This is a genomic window from Pseudomonas sp. 2995-3 (assembly GCF_002742565.1).
GTDB classification, from domain to species: domain Bacteria; phylum Pseudomonadota; class Gammaproteobacteria; order Pseudomonadales; family Pseudomonadaceae; genus Aquipseudomonas; species Aquipseudomonas edaphica.
Genome location: NZ_LJSB01000223.1, coordinates 459,914 through 477,514, shown reverse-complemented (window position 1 = coordinate 477,514; position 17,601 = coordinate 459,914). Strand labels below are relative to the sequence as shown.

Here is a 17,601-nt window from a genome sequence, read left to right as displayed (position 1 = left end):
CGTGAGTCAGAAGGGACCCGCAGGCTAACTCAGCTAGGCGTGCTTGGGCAAGTCGGCGGCCAATTGCTCCAGGAACATCGCCAGCGCGACTTCTTCGGCTTTAAGGCCTTTGCGCATCCGTGGCTTGGGCAGCTTGGACAGCTCGCCCAGGCTGAAATGCTCCAACACCGCCGGGTGGATATAGCACTTGCGGCACACTGCTGGCGTGTTGCCCAACTGCTTGGCAACATCCTTGACCATCGCCACCACATGCCGCTTGGCATCGGATTCGGGCTGCCATTCCAATTCGCGCAACACCGCCAGGGCCATCGCCGTGCCGGCCCAGGTGCGGTAGTCCTTGGCGGTAAAATCGGCGCCGGTGAGGCTGTGCAAATAGGCATTCACGTCGTGGGAACTGACGGTGTGGCGCTCGCCGTCTTCGTCCAGGTACTGAAACAGATTCTGGCCCGGGAGTTCAAGGCAACGCTTGACCACCGTGGCCAGGCGCCGGTCCTTGACGCTGACCTGGTGCTCGACGCCACTCTTGCCGCGAAACTGGAACTGGATTTCGCTGCCCTTGATGTCCACATGGCGGTTGCGCAGGGTGGTCAGCCCGTAGGATTTGTTGTCGCGGGCATATTGGGTGTTGCCGACGCGGATCAATGTGGCGTCCAGCAGCATCACCACGGTGGCCAGGACTTTTTCACGGGTGAACCCAGGCGCGGCGATTTGCGCTTCCAATTGTTTGCGTAATTTGGGCAAGGCCTTGCCGAACTCTTGCAGGCGCGAGTATTTGTCGGTGTCGCGCACTTCGCGCCAGCGGCTGTGATAGCGGTACTGCTTGCGGCCCCGCGCATCACGGCCGGTGGCTTGCAGGTGGCCGCGCGGGTCGGCGCAGATCCACACGTCGGTGTAGGCCGGTGGCACGGCCAACGCATTCAGGCGCTTGATTTCATCGGCATCGGTGATGCGCTGGCCTTTGGGGTCGACATACTGAAACGTGCCGCGCAGTTTTTTACGGCGGATGCCGGGTTGGGTGTCGTCAACATAATGCAGGTCGCGGGGCAGGTCGGCAGGCAGCGCAGAGTCGGGCATGGTGCAAGTTCCTTGGCAACAGATCAGGCCGGTATACCTGATTGACCGCAGGGTTTTGCGCGCGTGCCAAATACTTACGCCAGTACGGCCACCGCCTTGATTTGCGCCCACAACACCTGGCCCGGATGCAGGTGCAGTTGGTCGCGGGAGAAGCGGGTAATCCTCGCCAGCAGTGGCGTACCGCCGGCATCCAGGCGCACCAGCACGTGGGCGCTGTTGTCCGCCGCTATTTCCTGGGTGACCGTCACCGGCAAGCGGTTGAGGATGCTGCTGGCTTCTTCGGCGTGCAGGCTGAGGCTGACGTCGCGTGCTTGCACCTTGACCCGCAACGGTTTGCCCAGCGCCAGCGGTGCATGAGCCACGCGCATTTGCAACGGGCTGTCGGGCAATTGCAGGGTGAGCAGTTGATAGTGTTCATCGTAGGCAATCACGCTGCCATTGATGACCACGCCGGCGTCATCGCCGAGCGCCATCGGCAAGTCCAGGCGAGCCAGGGTTTCGCCGATGGGGCCGCTGGCCAGCGCCTTGCCGTCGCTTAATAGCACGATGTGATCGGCCAGGCGCGACACTTCATCCTGGGCATGGCTGACGTACAGCACCGGAATATCCAACTCATCGTGCAGGCGTTCGAGGTAGGGCAGGATCTCGCTTTTGCGCTTGCTGTCCAGGGCCGCGAGCGGCTCATCCATCAACAACAACTGCGGGCTGGTGAGCAATGCGCGGGCGATACCGACGCGCTGGCGTTCGCCGCCGGACAAGTGCTGCGGGTGGCGTTCAAGCAAGTGGCCGATGCCCAGCAGTTCGGCGGCCTGGGCCATGTCCACACGGCGAAGCGGGCGGGCAATACGCTTGAGGCCGAACTCCAGGTTGGCACGCACCGACAGGTGGGGAAACAGACTCGCTTCCTGGAATACATACCCCAGTGCGCGCTTATGCGGCGGCACAAACACGCCGTTACGGCTGTCTTGCCAGACCTCTTCGTTGACCTGGATAAACCCGTCTTCAGCGCGCTCAAGCCCGGCGATACAGCGCAGGCAAGTGGTCTTGCCTGAGCCGGAATGCCCGTAGAGCGCGGTCACGCCACGGCCGGGCAGGTGCAGGTCCACGTCCAGGGCGAAGCCTGGGTACTTCACGTTCAGGCGTACATCAATCATGGCGGTCAGCTCCAGCCCATCTTGGTTTTACGGCTGGAATAGAGCGCCAGCAATACGAGAAAAGCGAACACCACCATGGAGCCGGCCAGCCAGTGGGCCTGGGCATATTCCATGGCTTCGACGTGATCGTAGATCTGCACTGAGACCACGCGGGTTTTGTTGGGGATATTGCCGCCGATCATCAGCACCACGCCGAACTCACCGACGGTGTGGGCAAAGCCAAGAATCGAGGCGGTGATAAAGCCGGGGCGGGCCAGGGGCAGGATCACCGTGAAAAACGTGTCCCATGGGTTGGCACGCAGCGTCGCCGCCACTTCCAATGGGCGCGTGCCGATGGCGGAGAAGGCGTTTTGCAACGGCTGCACCACAAACGGCATGGAATAGATCACCGAGCCGATCACCAGCCCGGCGAAGCTGAAGGTCAGGGTGCTCAGGCCCAGCCATTGGGTCAACTGGCCGAAGTAGCCGTTGGGACCCATGGTCAACAACAGGTAAAAGCCGATGACCGTCGGTGGCAACACCAACGGCAACGCGACAATCGCGCCTATGGGGCCGCGCCACCAGGAGTGGGTGCGCGACAGCCACAGGGCGATCGGAGTGCCGATGATCAGCAGGATCACAGTCGTCAGTGACGCCAGTTTAATGGTCAACCAGATGGCGGAAAAATCGGCACTCGACAGCGGCATATTCAGTTAGCCAGCTCGTAACCGTAGGACTTGATCACCGCAGCGGCTTTTGGCCCCTTGAGGTATTCAACCAAGGCTTTGGCGGCAGCGCTGTCCTTGCCTTTGTTGAGGATGACCGCGTCTTGTTTGATCGGGTCGTGCATGGCCGCCGGCACGATCCACGCCGAACCGCTGGTGACCTTGCCGTCCTTGTAGATCTGCGACAGCGCCACAAAGCCCAGCTCGGCGTTGCCGGTGGACACGAACTGATACGCCTGGGTGATGTTCTGGCCTTCGACCAGCTTGTCCTTGACCTTCTCGGTGAGGCCTTCTTTAGCCAGCACTTGAGTGGCCGCCAGGCCATAAGGCGCCGCTTTCGGGTTGGCGATGGACAGGTGTTTGAAGTCGTTTTTCTTCAGCACCTCGCCTTTGGCATCCACGTAACCTTCTTTGGCCGACCACAGCGCCAGGGTGCCGACCGCGTAAGTGAAGCGTGAACCTTTGACCGTGTCGCCTTCGGTTTCGAGCTTTTGCGGGGTGGTGTCATCGGCACTGAGGAACACTTCGAACGGCGCGCCATTCTTGATCTGGGTATAGAACTGGCCGGTAGCGCCGTAGGCGGCGACCAGTTTGTGGCCGGTGTCTTTTTCGAAATCGGCAGCAATCACCTGGATCGGCGCGGTGAAGTTGGCGGCGACAGCCACCTGGACTTCATCGGCGTGGGCTGAGCCAAAAGTAAAAGCGGCAATCAGGGTGGCCAGGGCAGTAGGGGCCAGGCGTGAGGCGCGGATCGTCATGAAGCAGCTCCTTGGGGGTTGTACGGCTTGTTATAGGTAGAAGGCTTTACCGCTATGTATGGGAATATATAGCGGTTGGCCATTGCCGGTACAGTGCAAAGTTGCCCCAAGTGTCAGTGGCGCTTGAGCTTGGCCAGCACCTGTTCGGCCAACTGGCGGGTCAAGTCATACGTAGAAATATCTCTACCCAGACGCAGCGCCTGGCCTGCCCACAGGTTGCTGAAGCCGGCTTCATCCTTGGCCTTGAGCGGCATCAAGGCGCCGCCGGCAGTTGGGAATGCGGGGGCAGACGGGTTGATCGCACCGAGTTCGCGCATCACCCGGTTGACGATGCCGCGCGCCGGGCGGCCGGTGAACAGGTTGGTCAGCGCGGTTTCGCTGGCCTGGGCATGGCGCAAGGCATAGTGGTGGGACACGCTGACATTGGCTTCGGGAGTAAACAGGTACGCAGTGCCGATTTGCACGGCCGAGGCACCCAGGGCCAATGCCGCGACGATGCCGCGTGCATCGCCAACGCCGCCTGCGGCGATCACCGGCACCTTCACCGCGTCGACAATTTGCGGCACCAGCGCCATCAAGCCGATTTGGGTGTCGAGGTCGTCACTGAGGAAAATCCCTCGGTGCCCACCGGCTTCAATGCCCATCGCGATGATTGCATCGCAGCCATGCTGTTCGAGCCAAATGGCTTCTTCAACGGTGGTGGCCGAGGACAGCATCTTGGCGCCGGTGGCTTTTACCCGGTCGAGCAAGGCTTTTTCCGGTAGCCCAAAGTGAAAACTCACCACCTCGGGGCGAAATTCTTCGACGACTTTGCAGGCGGCCTCGTCGAACGGCGCACGGTTGGACACCGGTGTTGGTGCATCAAAATCAGCGCCCAGCTCGCGGTAGTAGGGCTCCAGCAACGTTTTCCAACGGTGGTCACGCGCGTTATCAGCTGCTGGCGGTTGATGGCAGAAGAAATTGACGTTGATCGGGCTCGCGCTGGCCTGGCGAATGGTGTTCAAGGCATCGCGCAGTTGCTCGATGCTCAGCGCTGCGGCGGGCATCGAGCCCAAGGCGCCGGCTTGATTGGCGGCGATGACCATCGCTGTGGTGGTGGCGCCGGCCATCGGGGCCTGGATGATAGGCACGTCGATGCCCAGCAGGTCGAGAATTCGGGTGTCTGGCCAGGTGCTCATGGGATGCGTCTCCAGCGTGAATAAGACTTTGCGCTGTTTTAACAGGGCCATTGGCACCCGGCCAGTCTGTTTTATTCACTGGACGAGGGAGTAATTTCGTGCACTGCCATGCGTCGATGGCGTGCCCCAACACCGCATGGATGCGCCCGGCGTTCGCGTTGTCGCCTGCGTGGCCTTGAAAAAACGCCTGGAACGCCGGGTACGGCGTGAGGCTGTCTTTGTGACTGACATTCGAAATGTATCAGGCTAACGATGTGGCGCTGGTGTGTATCGGTGTTCGCTAGCGTTTCACCGACTGTTCGCGCTCCAGCAGTTGCCGCTTGCGTTCTACGCCCCAGCGGTAGCCCGACAACGCCCCGTCACTGCGCACCACGCGGTGGCAGGGAATCGCCACCGCCAGGCTGTTGGCGCCACAGGCCTGGGCCACCGCGCGAAACGATTTGGGTGCGCCGATCTGCACAGCAATCTGCGCGTAGCTGGCGGTGCTGCCCACCGGGATGTCGCGCAGTGCCTGCCACACCCGTTCCTGAAAGGCGGTGCCGCGCAGGTCCAGGGGTAAATTCAACCCCAGGGCAGGGGCTTCGATAAAACCCACGACCTGAGCGATCAATTGTTCGAACTCATGATCTGCGCCGACCAGTTCGGCTTTGGGGAACTGGTCTTGCAGGTCGCGCAGTAAGGTGTCCGGGTCATCGCCCAATAAAATCGCACACACGCCGCGTTGGCTTTGCGCCACCAGAATCGCCCCAAGTGAACATTGGCCCACGGCAAACAAAATCGTGCTGTTGGTGCCGCCGGCTTTGTAGTCGCTGGGCTTCATGCCGAGCAGTCGGTTGGCTGATTCATAAAAGCGGCTGTTGGAATTAAAGCCCGCGTCATACAACGCATCGGTCACTGAATGCTCGCTCTTGAGGCCGTGGCGAACTTTGCGCGAACGCAGGGCACTGGCATATCCCTTGGGCGTCAGGCCGGTCACCGCTTTGAATATGCGATGAAAATGGAATGAACTCAGCCCGGCGCCACTGGCGAGTGCTTCCAGGCTGGGCGCGGTTTCGGCCTGCTCGATCTGCCGGCACGCCTCGGCCACCCGTTGGGCGTGGAGGGCCGCCAATTGAGTCTGGTCGCCGGCCGCGCGTTTGCTTGGGCGATAACCCGCCGCTTCAGCCTGGGCAGGGGTGTCGAAGAATTCGATGTTCTCCGGGCGTGGCAATCGCGAGGCGCTGCTGGGGCGGCAATACACGCCGGTGGTTTTAACGCCATAGACAAACAGGGCGTCAGCCTTGGCATCACGGGCGACGATGGCGGCCCAGCGGGGGTCTTGTTCGGTGGTCATGGCCTGCACTCTTGACGGATCACGGCCAGATTAACCGCGTTGCAGATGGCCGGCACTCTGAAGCTTGCGGTCAAATTAGCCAGCGGTGCGAAAGGTCAGGTTGATGCGCTGCGGGCCCGTGACCGGATGCACGCCCTCTTTAATCGGCATCACCCCATGAAAACGCAAGCGATCGACGCCGCCCCAGACCACCACGTCGCCGTGGAACAGTGAAACTTTTTGAGTTTTGCTGCTGCGCTCATGGCCGCCAAACAGGAAGATCGCCGGCAGGCCCAGAGAGACTGAAACCACAGGGGCGCTATAGGCGCGTTCGTTTTTATCCTGATGCAGGGACATCTTGGCGCCCGGCACATAGCGGTTGATCAGGCAGGCATCCGGGGCAAATGCGCTGAAGCCAGCTTCGGCTGCGGCAAGCGTGGCCAGTTCACGCAACGTTTCGGGCATAGCCGGCCAGGGCTGCTGATTGCGGGGGTCAATCGGGCTGTAGCGGTAGCCGGTGCTGTCGGTGGTCCAACCCAATGTGCCGCAACTGCTGAGTGCGGCCGACATGGTGAAGCCGCCGGGTGTGACCATTTGTCGAAACGGCGATTGGGCCAACACCCGTCGCAGTTCAGGCAGCAGGCGTTCAATCCATGGCAGGGCGAAGCCCCTGAGTACGTAGGACTCTTCGCCAATCTGCTCGCGCCCCGCCGGTTGCTGCAAGGCATCCTCAGCGAACAGATCAGCCGTCGGGCCTGGCATGGGTTACAGGGCCTTGCTCACGGTGATGTCGGTGATTTCATCGGTGGCATCGTGGATTTTTGCCAGGGCTTCTTTGGCTTCTTCAACGCTTCCCGATTGCAGCAGGGCGAATTCAAAGCGACGTTCGCCATTGAGCTTGTACTTCATAACGTATTTAGTCACAGCGGTTTTCCTGTCGAGGGTTCGGCTCAGCTCAGTTTGGTGCTGGTGCGGCGAACAATGCGAATCTTGTGGGACAACGCAGGTTTGCGGGTCACGCTGATGGCGCGGCGCGTGACCACATCCAGGGTAATGTTCCAGAACCCGGTGCTGGGTGCGGTGATTTTTGCCGGGAATTTGTCGAACGCGCCGCCGTGGTAAGTGTGGCGGCCACCGTTCTTGAAACTGCGGAAATTGGCATCGCTCATCAGGCGAATGTTGCAGGTCTGCGAGCATTCGATGACAACGATGTCGCCCTCGTTGAGGTGCTCGCGCTGGTGGATGAATTTCATGGGGGTGTCTCCAGAAGGGCTTTTTCTGAAAAATCAGAATGATACGTAGGTTAAGATAGAGTTTATCAGCCCTGACGCGATTATTATCGGGTCGTCGTCGACGACTTCGACAATTTAAAACAGTTATTTCCCAAGTTTTCAGAGATAAATCCCACATGGGCGGGAGAAATTTCCTCTCTTCGCGGTCGTAGGGTCTTTATCGGAGGTTTAAGTATGAAGTGGAGTGTGTTGGTTCTGGCCTTGGCGTTAGGTGGATGTGCTTCGGTTGCAGATATCAAGCAGACCCCGCCAACCCTGGTGGTTATTTCAGGCAAAAAACCGCCTGAATATGCTGCCTGTGTGGTCCGAAAACTGGAGGCGACGCGTCGGCCGCCGCAGATTGAGCCGCATAAGGACGGTGTACAGGTGATTGTTCCGCAGAAATTCTCGGCCGACCCATCGGCGATCTTCGAGATCGAAGAGCGCTCCAGCGGCAGCAGTATCAAGCTCTATGAAAGCATGTCAAATGTGCCGATTCGCCCAGGCGACATCAAGAAAGCCGGGGAGGATTGCATCTCCGGCTGAGCCTTTGGTTTATCCGCGTACTGAACCCGATAAAAAAGCCTGACCCTGCGGTTGCAGCGTCAGGCTTTTTTTTGCGTTTATTCGGGTGTTGTCGCCTGTAGAGGGAGTGCTGATCGGGCAGGGCATCCGTTAAACTGTCGGCCATTCAATGCAAAGATGCCGCTCAAACTTTGAGTTTGCGCGGCATTAGTCCTTCCTGGAAAGCCCGTCATGAAACGAGAACACGTCAAAGCCCGACATGCCGAAGGCCAAATATCGGCCACCCATGTTATCCAGAACCCCGCCGACCTGGGCGAGTGGATCGTATTTTTCAAGAAGAGCGGCGGCCGCAGTTACTTTCTGGTCGACGATCAGGATGAGGTTGAGTCATTCCCGCGCCTGGATGACCTGATCGAGACCTTGCGTGGCCTGGGGCTCAAGTTCGCCGAGGTTCATCTGTAGTACGCAGTATTACTTGCACACCACGACGACGCTGCGGCTCTTGAAGTTGCCTACGTCTTTGCCCAGGGTCTTGTCGCTCTCCTTGAGTGCCGGCGTACCTTCGGTGCCGACGATGCGGTAACCGGTGCCCGCACACGAAGCGTCAGCTTTTTCGTAGCAACTGGCCCATGAATTGGCCTCGCCCGAGCAGTCGATGGTCAGGCCTTGCTCGCCGTTTTTCAGGTAGGTGTCGGACGTGGTGGTGCAGCCGGTCATCAGCGCCAGGGCCGCAGTCAGTGCCAGAATCTTGTTCATGTGTTGGGTCGTCGTCGAGGGTGTAGGAGGGGCGCAGACACTGTCGTGGGGCGTTCGTAGCAAGATTATAGCGAACGGCCATCAAGGTACAGACAAACACAAAAAAGCCCCGTTGACCGGGGCTTTGTGCGCAAGCAATGACGCTTACTTTTTGTCCTTGGGGCGCTTGCTCGATGCGTGGCCGGCTTCGTCCACAAACACTTCAGCCACCGCAACGGCCATGCTTTCGCTCGCGAATACCCCGGCGACGCTGTCGCCGTGGAAGTTGATCAGGTGCCAGCCGTCCGCACGCTTGGTGATCAGGTAGCCGTTTACGCCTTTTGGTTCTGACATCTGTCAATCTCGTAGTCTGGTTCAAGCCAGTAATGATAGCGCCAATTGGCCCCGAGGCGCGCAAGTTGTTGCAGGTCAGTGCCCTGCCGCGAAAAGCGTGCTAAAACCATTGAGGCGCTCGTAAGCAAAGGGGCGATGGCTGGTTATGTCGCGCCCTGAGTGAATGCTCTTCGTAGGATCAGCGGAACTTACGCGCACATTTTTTCTCTATGTTGACATCGCAACGCCAGCAGGACCCATTGTAAGGTGACTGCGGCCTGATTAGACTGCGCCGAATTCCGTACGCACAGCCCTTTGTAAGGACTTATATGATCAAGAAATGCTTGTTCCCAGCAGCCGGTTACGGCACTCGCTTCTTGCCAGCGACCAAAGCCATGCCCAAAGAGATGCTGCCGGTGGTGAACAAGCCACTGATTCAGTACGGCGTCGAAGAGGCACTGGATGCCGGCTTGAACGAAATTTCCATTGTTACCGGCCGCGGTAAGCGCGCGCTGGAAGACCACTTCGATATCAGCTACGAGCTGGAAAACCAGATCAAGGGCACCGACAAGGAAAAATACCTGGTCGGCATCCGTAAACTGCTCGACGAGTGCTCGTTCTCCTACACCCGTCAAACCCAGATGAAAGGCCTTGGCCACGCCATCCTCACTGGCCGCCCGCTGATCGGTGACGAACCGTTCGCCGTGGTGCTGGCTGATGACCTGTGCGTCAACCTGGAAGGCGACGGCGTACTGACCCAGATGGTCAAGCTGTACCAGAAATACCGCTGCACCATCGTTGCGGTTCAAGAGGTCGACCCTCAGGAAACCAACAAGTACGGCGTGATCGCCGGCGACGATATTGGTGATGGCCTGATTCGCGTGCGTGACATGGTTGAAAAACCAGCGCCGGAAGATGCGCCGTCGAACCTGGCGATTATCGGTCGTTACATCCTGACGCCGGACATCTTCAAGCTGATCGAAGAAACCGAGCCAGGCAAAGGCGGCGAGATTCAAATCACTGACGCCCTGCTCAAGCAAGCCAAAGATGGCTGCGTGATCGCCTACAAATTCAAAGGCCGTCGCTTCGACTGCGGTGGCGCTGAAGGCTACATTGAGGCCACCAACTTCTGCTACGAGCACTTCTACAAGACCGGTAAGGCTTACTGATTCACAGTAGCTCGACCAAAAAGCCACCTTCGGGTGGCTTTTTCGTTTTTCAGCCCCATGTAAGTCGGTATGCTGGTGCCCTGCCGAGGAGAGTGAAATGGCCTACGATTTTGATCTGTATGTAATTGGCGCCGGTTCCGGCGGTGTTCGCGCGGCGCGCTTTGCCGCAGGCTTTGGCGCTAAAGTGGCGGTAGCTGAAAGCCGTTACCTGGGCGGTACCTGCGTGAACGTTGGCTGCGTGCCGAAAAAACTGCTGGTGTACGGCGCGCATTTCGCCGAAGACTTTGAGCAGGCCAGCGGTTTCGGCTGGTCGTTGGGTGAAGCGAACTTTGACTGGGCGACCCTGATCGCCAACAAAGACCGCGAAATCAACCGCCTCAATGGCATCTACCGCAACCTGCTGGTTAACAGTGGCGTGACCCTGCACGAAGGGCACGCGCGTTTGGTTGATCCGCACCAGGTGGAGATCAATGGCGAGCGCTTTACGGCCAGGCATATCCTGATCGCGACGGGCGGCTGGCCGCAGATCCCGGAAATCCCGGGCCGTGAGCACGCCATAGGCTCCAACGAGGCGTTCTTCCTCAAAGAGCTGCCCAAGCGCGTGCTGGTAGTGGGCGGCGGCTACATCGCTGTCGAGTTTGCGGGCATCTTCCATGGCTTGGGCGCGCGCACAACCTTGCTGTATCGCGGCGACCTGTTTCTGCGCGGGTTTGACGGCGCAGTGCGCACGCACCTGAAGGAAGAGCTGACCAAGCGCGGCCTCGACCTGCAATTCAATGCCGATATCGAGCGCATCGACAAACAGGCTGACGGCAGCCTCAAGGCCACCCTCAAAGACGGCCGCGTGCTCGAAGCCGATTGCGTGTTCTACGCCACCGGCCGCCGCCCGATGCTCGACAACCTGGGGCTGGAAAATACCGGCGTCAAATTGGATGAGCGCGGCTTTGTCGAAGTCGACGACCTGTACCAGACCGCCGAAGCCTCGATCCTGGCGATTGGCGATGTGATCGGGCGGGTGCAATTGACGCCCGTCGCGCTGGCCGAAGGCATGGCGGTTGCGCGTCGGCTGTTCAAGCCTGAGCAATACCGCCCGGTGGATTACGCGATGATCCCGACCGCGGTGTTCAGCCTGCCGAATATCGGCACCGTGGGCCTGAGCGAAGAAGATGCGAAGCAAAACGGCCATAACGTGCAGATCTTCGAAAGCCGCTTCCGGCCGATGAAGCTGACGTTGACCGATTGCCAGGAAAAAACCCTGATGAAGCTGGTGGTCGACGCCGACACCGACAAGGTCCTGGGCTGCCACATGGTCGGGCCGGATGCGGGTGAGATCGTCCAGGGCCTGGCGATCGCGCTCAAGGCCGGCGCGACCAAGCAGCATTTCGATGAAACCATCGGCGTGCACCCTACGGCGGCGGAAGAGTTCGTCACCATGCGCACGCCTGTAGCGGGCTGATCAGGCGTCGGCGGTTGCCTCTGGCGGCGTTGCAACGACGGCCGCCAGGCGCAATGCCTCGATACTGGCCTGGGCCTTGATCAGGTCCAGTTCCAGGGTTTTGCTCACCTGCTGTTGCTCACTCAGCGCTGCCTGGCGCGCTTGACTTTCCTCTACCGCAACCCGCAAGCGCTCCTGAAGCAGGGTGCGTTCGCTTTCCATGCGGCCCAGCTGTTCGCTGAGTGTTTGCTGCTGCGCCTGTTCCTTGCGTGATTGCTCCTGCAGGGCGGTCAGTTCCTTGCTGGTCACGCGGTGCTCGATCAGTAGCCGCTCATTATCGCGATGCAGCTGGGTGATCTCATCCTGGCGCACCATCGCGCTTTGTTGCGCCTGGCGCAGCTCGGCCTGCACCTGCTGCAGCTGGCCTTCATGGCGCCGTTGCTCTTGCTCGCGTTGCTCCTTCACCGCATTGCGGTAGTGCTCAAGCGCGTCGCGGGCGTGCAAGTGTTTGTCTTCCAGCGAGCGAATCTGCTCGTCCTTGTCATTCATGCGCAACTCGTAATCGCTGCACGCCTGGCTGAGCCCCGCATTGCGAGTTTGTTCGGTTTGCAGGCTGGTGCTGGCGGTCTGCAAGGCGGCGCTTTCTTCGGCCAGTGCGGCGGCCTGGATATCCAATTGCTGCTTGAGCTGGCCGTGGGCTTCTTCAAGCGTTTGCACCTGGGCGAGCAGGGCGGCTTTTTGCTGCTCGAACTGCGCCAGTGCCGCGTCAATCGGCTCCTGGGCCTTGTCTTTAAGGCGTTGAGCCAGCCGTGCTACCAACTCGCCCAGTTCATCGTCGATGGGCGCCTGGGTGATGGTCAGCCGGGTTTCGCTGTCATCGAGTTCCTTCAAATAGCGATGAATCGTGGTTTTCGAGCCGGTATTGCCCATCTCGATGCGCACCGCGTCGATGCTCGGGTTTTCGCCACGGGCCAGGATCGCCAGGCGTGCCGTTTGAACCACTGCTTTGTTTATGCCGCCGCGCGCCATGAAGTCTCCGTCGATTTAGTACTGTGGTACATGGTATGTAGATACATACTTTATCACGAATAAAAACCCGTTTAAATTCATGATTTAACAGATGGGATATTGGCGTATTATCCCGTGTCAGAGCCGTTTTAACCGTTAATACACCCGCCAGCAGTACGAATAGGCCTTTCATGAGCGACCTGGACCGTTACCTCAACGCCGCCACCCGCGACAACACGCGGCGCAGCTATCGCGCAGCCCTCGAGCATTTCGAAGTGAGTTGGGGCGGGTTCCTGCCAGCCACCAGCGACAGCGTGGCGCGCTACCTGGTGGCCCATGCCGGGGTGCTGGCGGTCAACACCTTAAAGCTGCGGCTCTCGGCGCTTGCGCAGTGGCACACCAGCCAGGGTTTCCCGGACCCGACCAAGGCGCCGGTGGTGCGCAAGGTACTCAAGGGCATTCGGGCGGTGCACCCGGCACGGGAGAAGCAGGCCGAACCTTTGCAGCTCAAGCACCTTGAACAGGTGGTGGCATCACTTGAGGTTGAAGCCAGGCAGGCCATTGAAGCGCGGGATCAGCCGCGCTTGCTGCGCGCCAAGCGCGACACTGCGTTGATCCTGCTGGGCTTCTGGCGCGGCTTTCGCAGCGACGAGTTATGTCGCCTGAGCATCGAACACGTGCAAGCGGTGCCCGGCGCCGGCATCAGCCTGTACCTGCCGCGCAGCAAAAGTGACCGCGACAACCTCGGCAAAACCTACCAGACGCCGGCGCTGCTGCGCTTGTGCCCGGTGCAGGCCTACAGCGACTGGCTAAGCGCCTCGGCCCTGGTGCGGGGGCCGGTGTTTCGGGGGATTGATCGCTGGGGCAACCTGGGCGAGGAGGGGCTGCACCCCAACAGCGTGATCCCGCTGCTGCGCCAGGCTCTGGAGCGCGCGGGCATTCCGGCTGATCAATACACCAGTCACTCGCTGCGCCGCGGTTTCGCCACCTGGGCCCATCGCAGTGGCTGGGACATCAAGTCGCTGATGAGTTACGTCGGCTGGAGCGACATGAAATCCGCCATGCGCTATGTTGAAGCGACACCCTTTTTGGGCATGACCTTGGCGACTCCACCGCTGCTTTGAGATTTCTTCTATTAATACAGATACCTGATAGGGAAAACCAATCGTCAGCATCAGGTTTGCCAATGAGCCACCGACGGAAAGAGTGAGTAGGATTCATCTCATCAACTTTTCAACCACTGACGGAGAGTCACCGATGCCTATCATCAACAGCCAAGTAAAACCGTTCAAAGCGACCGCCTACAAAAACGGCAACTTCGTAGACGTGTCGGACGCTGACCTGAAAGGCAAATGGTCCGTAGTCTTCTTCTACCCAGCCGACTTCACCTTCGTTTGCCCAACCGAACTGGAAGACCTGGCTGACAACTACGCCGAATTCCAGAAACTGGGCGTCGAAATCTACAGCGTGTCCACCGATACCCACTTTGCCCACGCTGCCTGGCACAACACTTCGCCAGCCATCGGCAAAATCCAGTACACCATGATCGGCGACCCAACCCTGACCATCTCGCGCAACTTCGACGTACTGATCGAAGAAGCTGGCCTGGCAGACCGCGGCACCTTCGTGATCAACCCGGAAGGTCAGATCAAGATCGTTGAACTGAACGACGGCGGTGTTGGCCGTGACGCCTCCGAGCTGCTGCGCAAAATCAAGGCCGCTCAGTACGTCGCTGCTCACCCAGGCGAAGTCTGCCCAGCCAAGTGGAAAGAAGGCGAGGCTACTCTGGCTCCGTCCCTGGACCTGGTCGGCAAGATCTAAGTCTGTGAAACATCAAGGGCGGGTTGCCGCACCTTAAGTAAGCTGCACCGCCCTCAAAACGCCCGGGCGAGATTCGCTCGGGCGTTTTTTTGTCTGCAATAAACCGAATTAACAGGAAATCGCCCGTATGTTGGACGCCAATCTTAAAGCTCAGTTGAAGTCATACCTGGAACGGGTCACCCAGCCGATCGAGATCGTCGCCTCCCTCGACGACGGCGCGAAATCCCAGGAAATGCTTGCCCTGTTGCAGGACGTAACCAGCCTCACCACGCTGATTACCCTCAAAACCGATGGCAATGATGCGCGCAAGCCGTCGTTCTCTATCAACCGCCCGGGTGCCGATATCAGCCTGCGTTTTGCCGGCATCCCCATGGGCCATGAATTCACTTCGCTGGTGCTGGCCCTGCTGCAAGTCGGTGGCCACCCGTCGAAGGCCAGTGTCGAAGTGATTGAACAGATTCGTGCCTTGAAAGGCGAGTTCAGCTTCGAGACCTACTTCTCGCTGTCGTGCCAGAACTGCCCTGACGTGGTTCAGGCGCTGAACCTGATGGCCGTGCTTAACCCGAACATCCACCACGTCGCCATCGACGGCGCGCTGTTCCAGGCTGAGGTCGATGAACGCCAGGTCATGGCAGTGCCCAGTGTGTACCTCAATGGTGTGAACTTTGGCCAGGGCCGCATGGGCCTGGAAGAGATCCTCGCCAAGCTCGACACCAGCGGTATCGAAAAGGCCGCCGAGAAAATCAGCGCCAAAGAGGCCTTTGATGTGTTGGTGGTCGGTGGTGGCCCAGCCGGTTCTGCCGCAGCTATCTACGCCGCACGCAAAGGTATTCGCACCGGCGTGGCAGCTGAGCGTTTCGGCGGCCAGGTGCTGGACACTATGTCCATCGAGAACTTCATCTCCGTGCAGGAGACCGAAGGGCCGAAACTGGCCAGCGCCCTGGAGGCGCATGTGCGTCAGTACGACGTGGACATCATGAACCTGCAGCGTGCCAGCCGCCTGATCCCGGCAAAAAATGCCGGTGACTTGCACGAAATTCGCTTTGAAAGCGGTGCGACCCTCAAGTCCAAAACCGTGATTCTGGCCACCGGTGCCCGCTGGCGCGAGATGGGTGTGCCGGGCGAGCAGGAATACAAGGCCCGCGGCGTGTGCTTCTGCCCGCATTGCGACGGCCCGTTGTTCAAAGGCAAGCGTGTGGCAGTGATCGGCGGTGGTAACTCCGGCGTTGAAGCAGCCATTGACCTGGCCGGTATCGTCAGCCACGTGACCTTGCTCGAGTTCGACAGCAAGTTGCGCGCCGATGCCGTGTTGCAGCGCAAGCTCTACAGCCTGCCGAACGTGGACGTGATCACCAGCGCATTGACCAGTGAAGTCAAAGGCGATGGCCAGAAGGTCACCGGTCTGGCGTACAAGGATCGTGACAGCGGCGAGTTCAAGACCATCGACCTGGAAGGCATCTTTGTTCAGATCGGCTTGTTGCCCAACACCGACTGGCTCAAGGGCACGGTGGAATTGACCCCGCGCGGCGAGATCATCGTCGATGCGCGTGGCGAAACTTCACTGCCGGGCGTGTTTGCTGCCGGTGACGTGACGACCGTGCCGTACAAGCAGATCGTGATTGCGGTAGGCGAGGGCGCGAAGGCTTCGCTGAGTGCTTTTGATCACCTGATCCGTACCTCGGCACCCGCTTAAATCCGGCTGCGAAAATAAAAAACCCCATGAGTGATCATGGGGTTTTCTCGTTCCCACGTTCTACGTGGGAATGCATCCGGTGACGCTCCGCGTCACGCAGAACGCTTACAGCGGCGCCGGCTGAATAATCTCAACCCAGTAAGCATCCGGGTCTTTGATGAACGCCAGGCTTTTCATGCGGCCATCGCTCAGGCGCTTCTGGAAATCACAGCCCAAGGCTTCAAAACGCTCGCAAGCGGCGACAATATCCGGCACCGAAATGCAGATATGGCCAAAGCCACGCGGGTCAGTATTGCCGTTGTGGTAAGCAAAGTCGGCGTCGTTTTCGGTGCCGTGGTTGTGGGTCAGTTCGAGGATGCCAGGGATCGACTTCATCCACTGCGTGCGCGCGGCGGCGTCGGCTGGAATCTGGGCCTTGTCCACCAGGGCCAGAAAGTAGAGGCTGAATTCGGCTTCCGGGAAGTCACGCTTTTCAACCAGGGAAAAGCCCAATACGCGGGTGTAGAAGTCCAGCGATTTGGTGATGTCCTTGACCCGCAGCATGGTGTGGTTGAACACGAAGTTCGACGTGGCGGTGTCAGGTTGGGCGGTGACGCCCGGGAAAGTGTTCAGATCGTGCAGGCTCATGGGCCCTCCAGAAAAAATGGGGCAAACGCGACTCGTGACTTGAGTGGTCCCTTGGCTTGCGGCCGGCATCCGTGCCGCACCGCCATGATACGCAAGCGTTACCGGCCGAGCCAAATGAAAAAGGTTACTCAGCCCTTGCGAGCCAAGGGTGTCAGGCTCAAACTTCGACGCTTGAACCTTGGGTGTTTTCTTGATGATTGAATTTCGTAAGCCGTTGTTGAGCGCTGTATGTGTGTTGCTGGGCAGCCCCTTTGTGTTGGCGGCCGACCCGGAAATTCATTGGCCCAGCGGCTGGCAAGTCGAGGAAGTAGTGCCCGACGACGAAGCGCCGGTAAAACCTCAGGCGGTGTCCCGCCAACGCGCAATCAAGAATGATGAAAACGGCAACACCTTGATGGTCATGGAGTTGACCGGTACACCGATTGAGGCGGGCCATAAAGTTAATCTTCAAGGCGTACTGCTGGAAATGCGCAAATCCATCCAGAAGGATTTTGCCGGCAGCGGTTATCAAAGCGTGTGCACCAAAATGCACACCAGCACATTGAGCCGTCTTGAAGCGCTGGAAACTACTTGCGTGATTACCGAGAACGGTCGGCACATATTGTCACAAACATTGGTCGGCGCAGTTGATAGCGATAAAGCCTATGTCTTTTCCTTCGCCGGTCAGGCCGAGGCCTATGAAGCCAGTAAGGCTGAAGTCAGTTCAGTGCGTGATAGCCTTAAACTTTGAACGGGTTATCTCACTCGTTTTTGAACAAAGTGAACACTTGATTAAGTTCGTTTTCGAAGCAAAAAAAAACCCCG

At 59.2% G+C, this 17,601-nt stretch carries 21 protein-coding genes; 8 read left to right on the top strand and 13 right to left on the bottom strand.

Annotated elements, in window-relative coordinates; all coding sequences use genetic code 11:
* Nucleotides 1–33: 33 nt before the first annotated feature.
* The 9 genes from AOA62_RS23125 to AOA62_RS23085 form a co-directional block, all read right to left on the bottom strand.
* A complete protein-coding gene (locus AOA62_RS23125) occupies nucleotides 34–1,074 on the bottom strand; it encodes a DNA topoisomerase IB (RefSeq protein WP_099549872.1) in 1,041 nt (346 codons plus the stop codon).
* A gap of 74 nt (nucleotides 1,075–1,148) precedes the next feature.
* Entirely contained in the window at nucleotides 1,149–2,228 is a 1,080-nt protein-coding gene (gene modC, locus AOA62_RS23120) for a molybdenum ABC transporter ATP-binding protein (protein WP_099549871.1), read from the bottom strand.
* Between the two features lie 5 nt (nucleotides 2,229–2,233).
* Nucleotides 2,234–2,920: a molybdate ABC transporter permease subunit gene (gene modB, locus AOA62_RS23115; RefSeq protein WP_178075651.1), complete on the bottom strand. Its 687-nt coding sequence runs from the start codon at nucleotides 2,918–2,920 to the stop codon at nucleotides 2,234–2,236.
* Nucleotides 2,917–3,690 (bottom strand): molybdate ABC transporter substrate-binding protein, encoded by a 774-nt coding sequence (modA, locus tag AOA62_RS23110; RefSeq protein WP_099549869.1) that lies wholly within the window; start codon nucleotides 3,688–3,690, stop codon nucleotides 2,917–2,919. Before modA ends, modB begins: the two co-directional genes overlap by 4 nt.
* Nucleotides 3,691–3,803: 113 nt before the next feature.
* Nucleotides 3,804–4,868 (bottom strand): nitronate monooxygenase family protein, encoded by a 1,065-nt coding sequence (locus AOA62_RS23105; RefSeq protein WP_099549868.1) that lies wholly within the window; start codon nucleotides 4,866–4,868, stop codon nucleotides 3,804–3,806.
* A gap of 280 nt (nucleotides 4,869–5,148) precedes the next feature.
* Entirely contained in the window at nucleotides 5,149–6,201 is a 1,053-nt protein-coding gene (ada, locus tag AOA62_RS23100; protein WP_099549867.1) for a bifunctional DNA-binding transcriptional regulator/O6-methylguanine-DNA methyltransferase Ada, read from the bottom strand.
* Nucleotides 6,202–6,276: 75 nt separating this feature from the next.
* A complete protein-coding gene (gene alkB, locus AOA62_RS23095; protein ID WP_099549866.1) occupies nucleotides 6,277–6,942 on the bottom strand; it encodes a DNA oxidative demethylase AlkB in 666 nt (221 codons plus the stop codon).
* A gap of 3 nt (nucleotides 6,943–6,945) precedes the next feature.
* On the bottom strand, nucleotides 6,946–7,104 hold the full coding sequence (locus AOA62_RS31830; RefSeq protein ID WP_017135489.1) for a hypothetical protein: 159 nt from the start codon (nucleotides 7,102–7,104) through the stop codon (nucleotides 6,946–6,948).
* A gap of 26 nt (nucleotides 7,105–7,130) precedes the next feature.
* Nucleotides 7,131–7,433 carry a DUF1883 domain-containing protein gene (locus tag AOA62_RS23085; RefSeq protein ID WP_003173824.1) on the bottom strand — a complete coding sequence of 101 codons (303 nt, stop codon included), beginning with the start codon at nucleotides 7,431–7,433 and terminating at the stop codon, nucleotides 7,131–7,133.
* Between the two features lie 213 nt (nucleotides 7,434–7,646).
* Between AOA62_RS23085 and AOA62_RS23080 the strand changes: the two genes are divergently transcribed.
* A complete protein-coding gene (locus AOA62_RS23080; protein ID WP_065929976.1) occupies nucleotides 7,647–7,997 on the top strand; it encodes a hypothetical protein in 351 nt (116 codons plus the stop codon).
* A gap of 210 nt (nucleotides 7,998–8,207) precedes the next feature.
* Nucleotides 8,208–8,438 carry a hypothetical protein gene (locus tag AOA62_RS23075; RefSeq protein ID WP_017135491.1) on the top strand — a complete coding sequence of 77 codons (231 nt, stop codon included), beginning with the start codon at nucleotides 8,208–8,210 and terminating at the stop codon, nucleotides 8,436–8,438.
* 9 nt (nucleotides 8,439–8,447) lie between these two features.
* On the opposite strand, the gene AOA62_RS23070 is transcribed toward AOA62_RS23075, so the two are convergent.
* The gene (locus tag AOA62_RS23070; RefSeq protein ID WP_017135492.1) at nucleotides 8,448–8,732 is read right to left on the bottom strand and encodes a hypothetical protein; all 285 of its coding nucleotides are present in this window, start codon (nucleotides 8,730–8,732) and stop codon (nucleotides 8,448–8,450) included.
* 144 nt (nucleotides 8,733–8,876) lie between these two features.
* Nucleotides 8,877–9,065, bottom strand: a complete 189-nt coding sequence (locus AOA62_RS23065; protein ID WP_017135493.1) for a hypothetical protein — start codon at nucleotides 9,063–9,065, stop codon at nucleotides 8,877–8,879.
* A gap of 308 nt (nucleotides 9,066–9,373) precedes the next feature.
* Here AOA62_RS23065 and galU point away from each other — a divergent pair, with 308 nt between their 5' ends.
* Complete coding sequence (gene galU / locus AOA62_RS23060) at nucleotides 9,374–10,213, top strand: UTP--glucose-1-phosphate uridylyltransferase GalU (RefSeq protein WP_003212579.1); 840 nt, start codon at nucleotides 9,374–9,376, stop codon at nucleotides 10,211–10,213.
* A gap of 97 nt (nucleotides 10,214–10,310) precedes the next feature.
* Nucleotides 10,311–11,669: a glutathione-disulfide reductase gene (gorA, locus tag AOA62_RS23055; RefSeq protein WP_099549865.1), complete on the top strand. Its 1,359-nt coding sequence runs from the start codon at nucleotides 10,311–10,313 to the stop codon at nucleotides 11,667–11,669.
* On the opposite strand, the gene AOA62_RS23050 is transcribed toward gorA, so the two are convergent.
* Complete coding sequence (locus tag AOA62_RS23050; protein WP_099549864.1) at nucleotides 11,670–12,677, bottom strand: DNA-binding protein; 1,008 nt, start codon at nucleotides 12,675–12,677, stop codon at nucleotides 11,670–11,672.
* Between the two features lie 170 nt (nucleotides 12,678–12,847).
* Between AOA62_RS23050 and AOA62_RS23045 the strand changes: the two genes are divergently transcribed.
* From AOA62_RS23045 to ahpF, 3 genes are all read left to right on the top strand, one after another.
* A complete protein-coding gene (locus AOA62_RS23045) occupies nucleotides 12,848–13,780 on the top strand; it encodes a site-specific integrase (RefSeq protein WP_017135496.1) in 933 nt (310 codons plus the stop codon).
* A 133-nt stretch (nucleotides 13,781–13,913) separates the two neighbouring features.
* Nucleotides 13,914–14,477 carry an alkyl hydroperoxide reductase subunit C gene (gene ahpC, locus AOA62_RS23040; protein ID WP_010210361.1) on the top strand — a complete coding sequence of 188 codons (564 nt, stop codon included), beginning with the start codon at nucleotides 13,914–13,916 and terminating at the stop codon, nucleotides 14,475–14,477.
* Nucleotides 14,478–14,604: 127 nt separating this feature from the next.
* Nucleotides 14,605–16,170: an alkyl hydroperoxide reductase subunit F gene (ahpF, locus tag AOA62_RS23035; protein ID WP_099549863.1), complete on the top strand. Its 1,566-nt coding sequence runs from the start codon at nucleotides 14,605–14,607 to the stop codon at nucleotides 16,168–16,170.
* Nucleotides 16,171–16,275: 105 nt separating this feature from the next.
* Here the strand turns inward: ahpF and gloA are convergent, their stop codons facing one another.
* Nucleotides 16,276–16,797, bottom strand: a complete 522-nt coding sequence (gene gloA, locus AOA62_RS23030) for a lactoylglutathione lyase (RefSeq protein WP_017135498.1) — start codon at nucleotides 16,795–16,797, stop codon at nucleotides 16,276–16,278.
* A gap of 193 nt (nucleotides 16,798–16,990) precedes the next feature.
* Here gloA and AOA62_RS23025 point away from each other — a divergent pair, with 193 nt between their 5' ends.
* Nucleotides 16,991–17,527: a DUF4946 domain-containing protein gene (locus AOA62_RS23025; RefSeq protein ID WP_017135499.1), complete on the top strand. Its 537-nt coding sequence runs from the start codon at nucleotides 16,991–16,993 to the stop codon at nucleotides 17,525–17,527.
* Nucleotides 17,528–17,601: the final 74 nt, after the last annotated feature.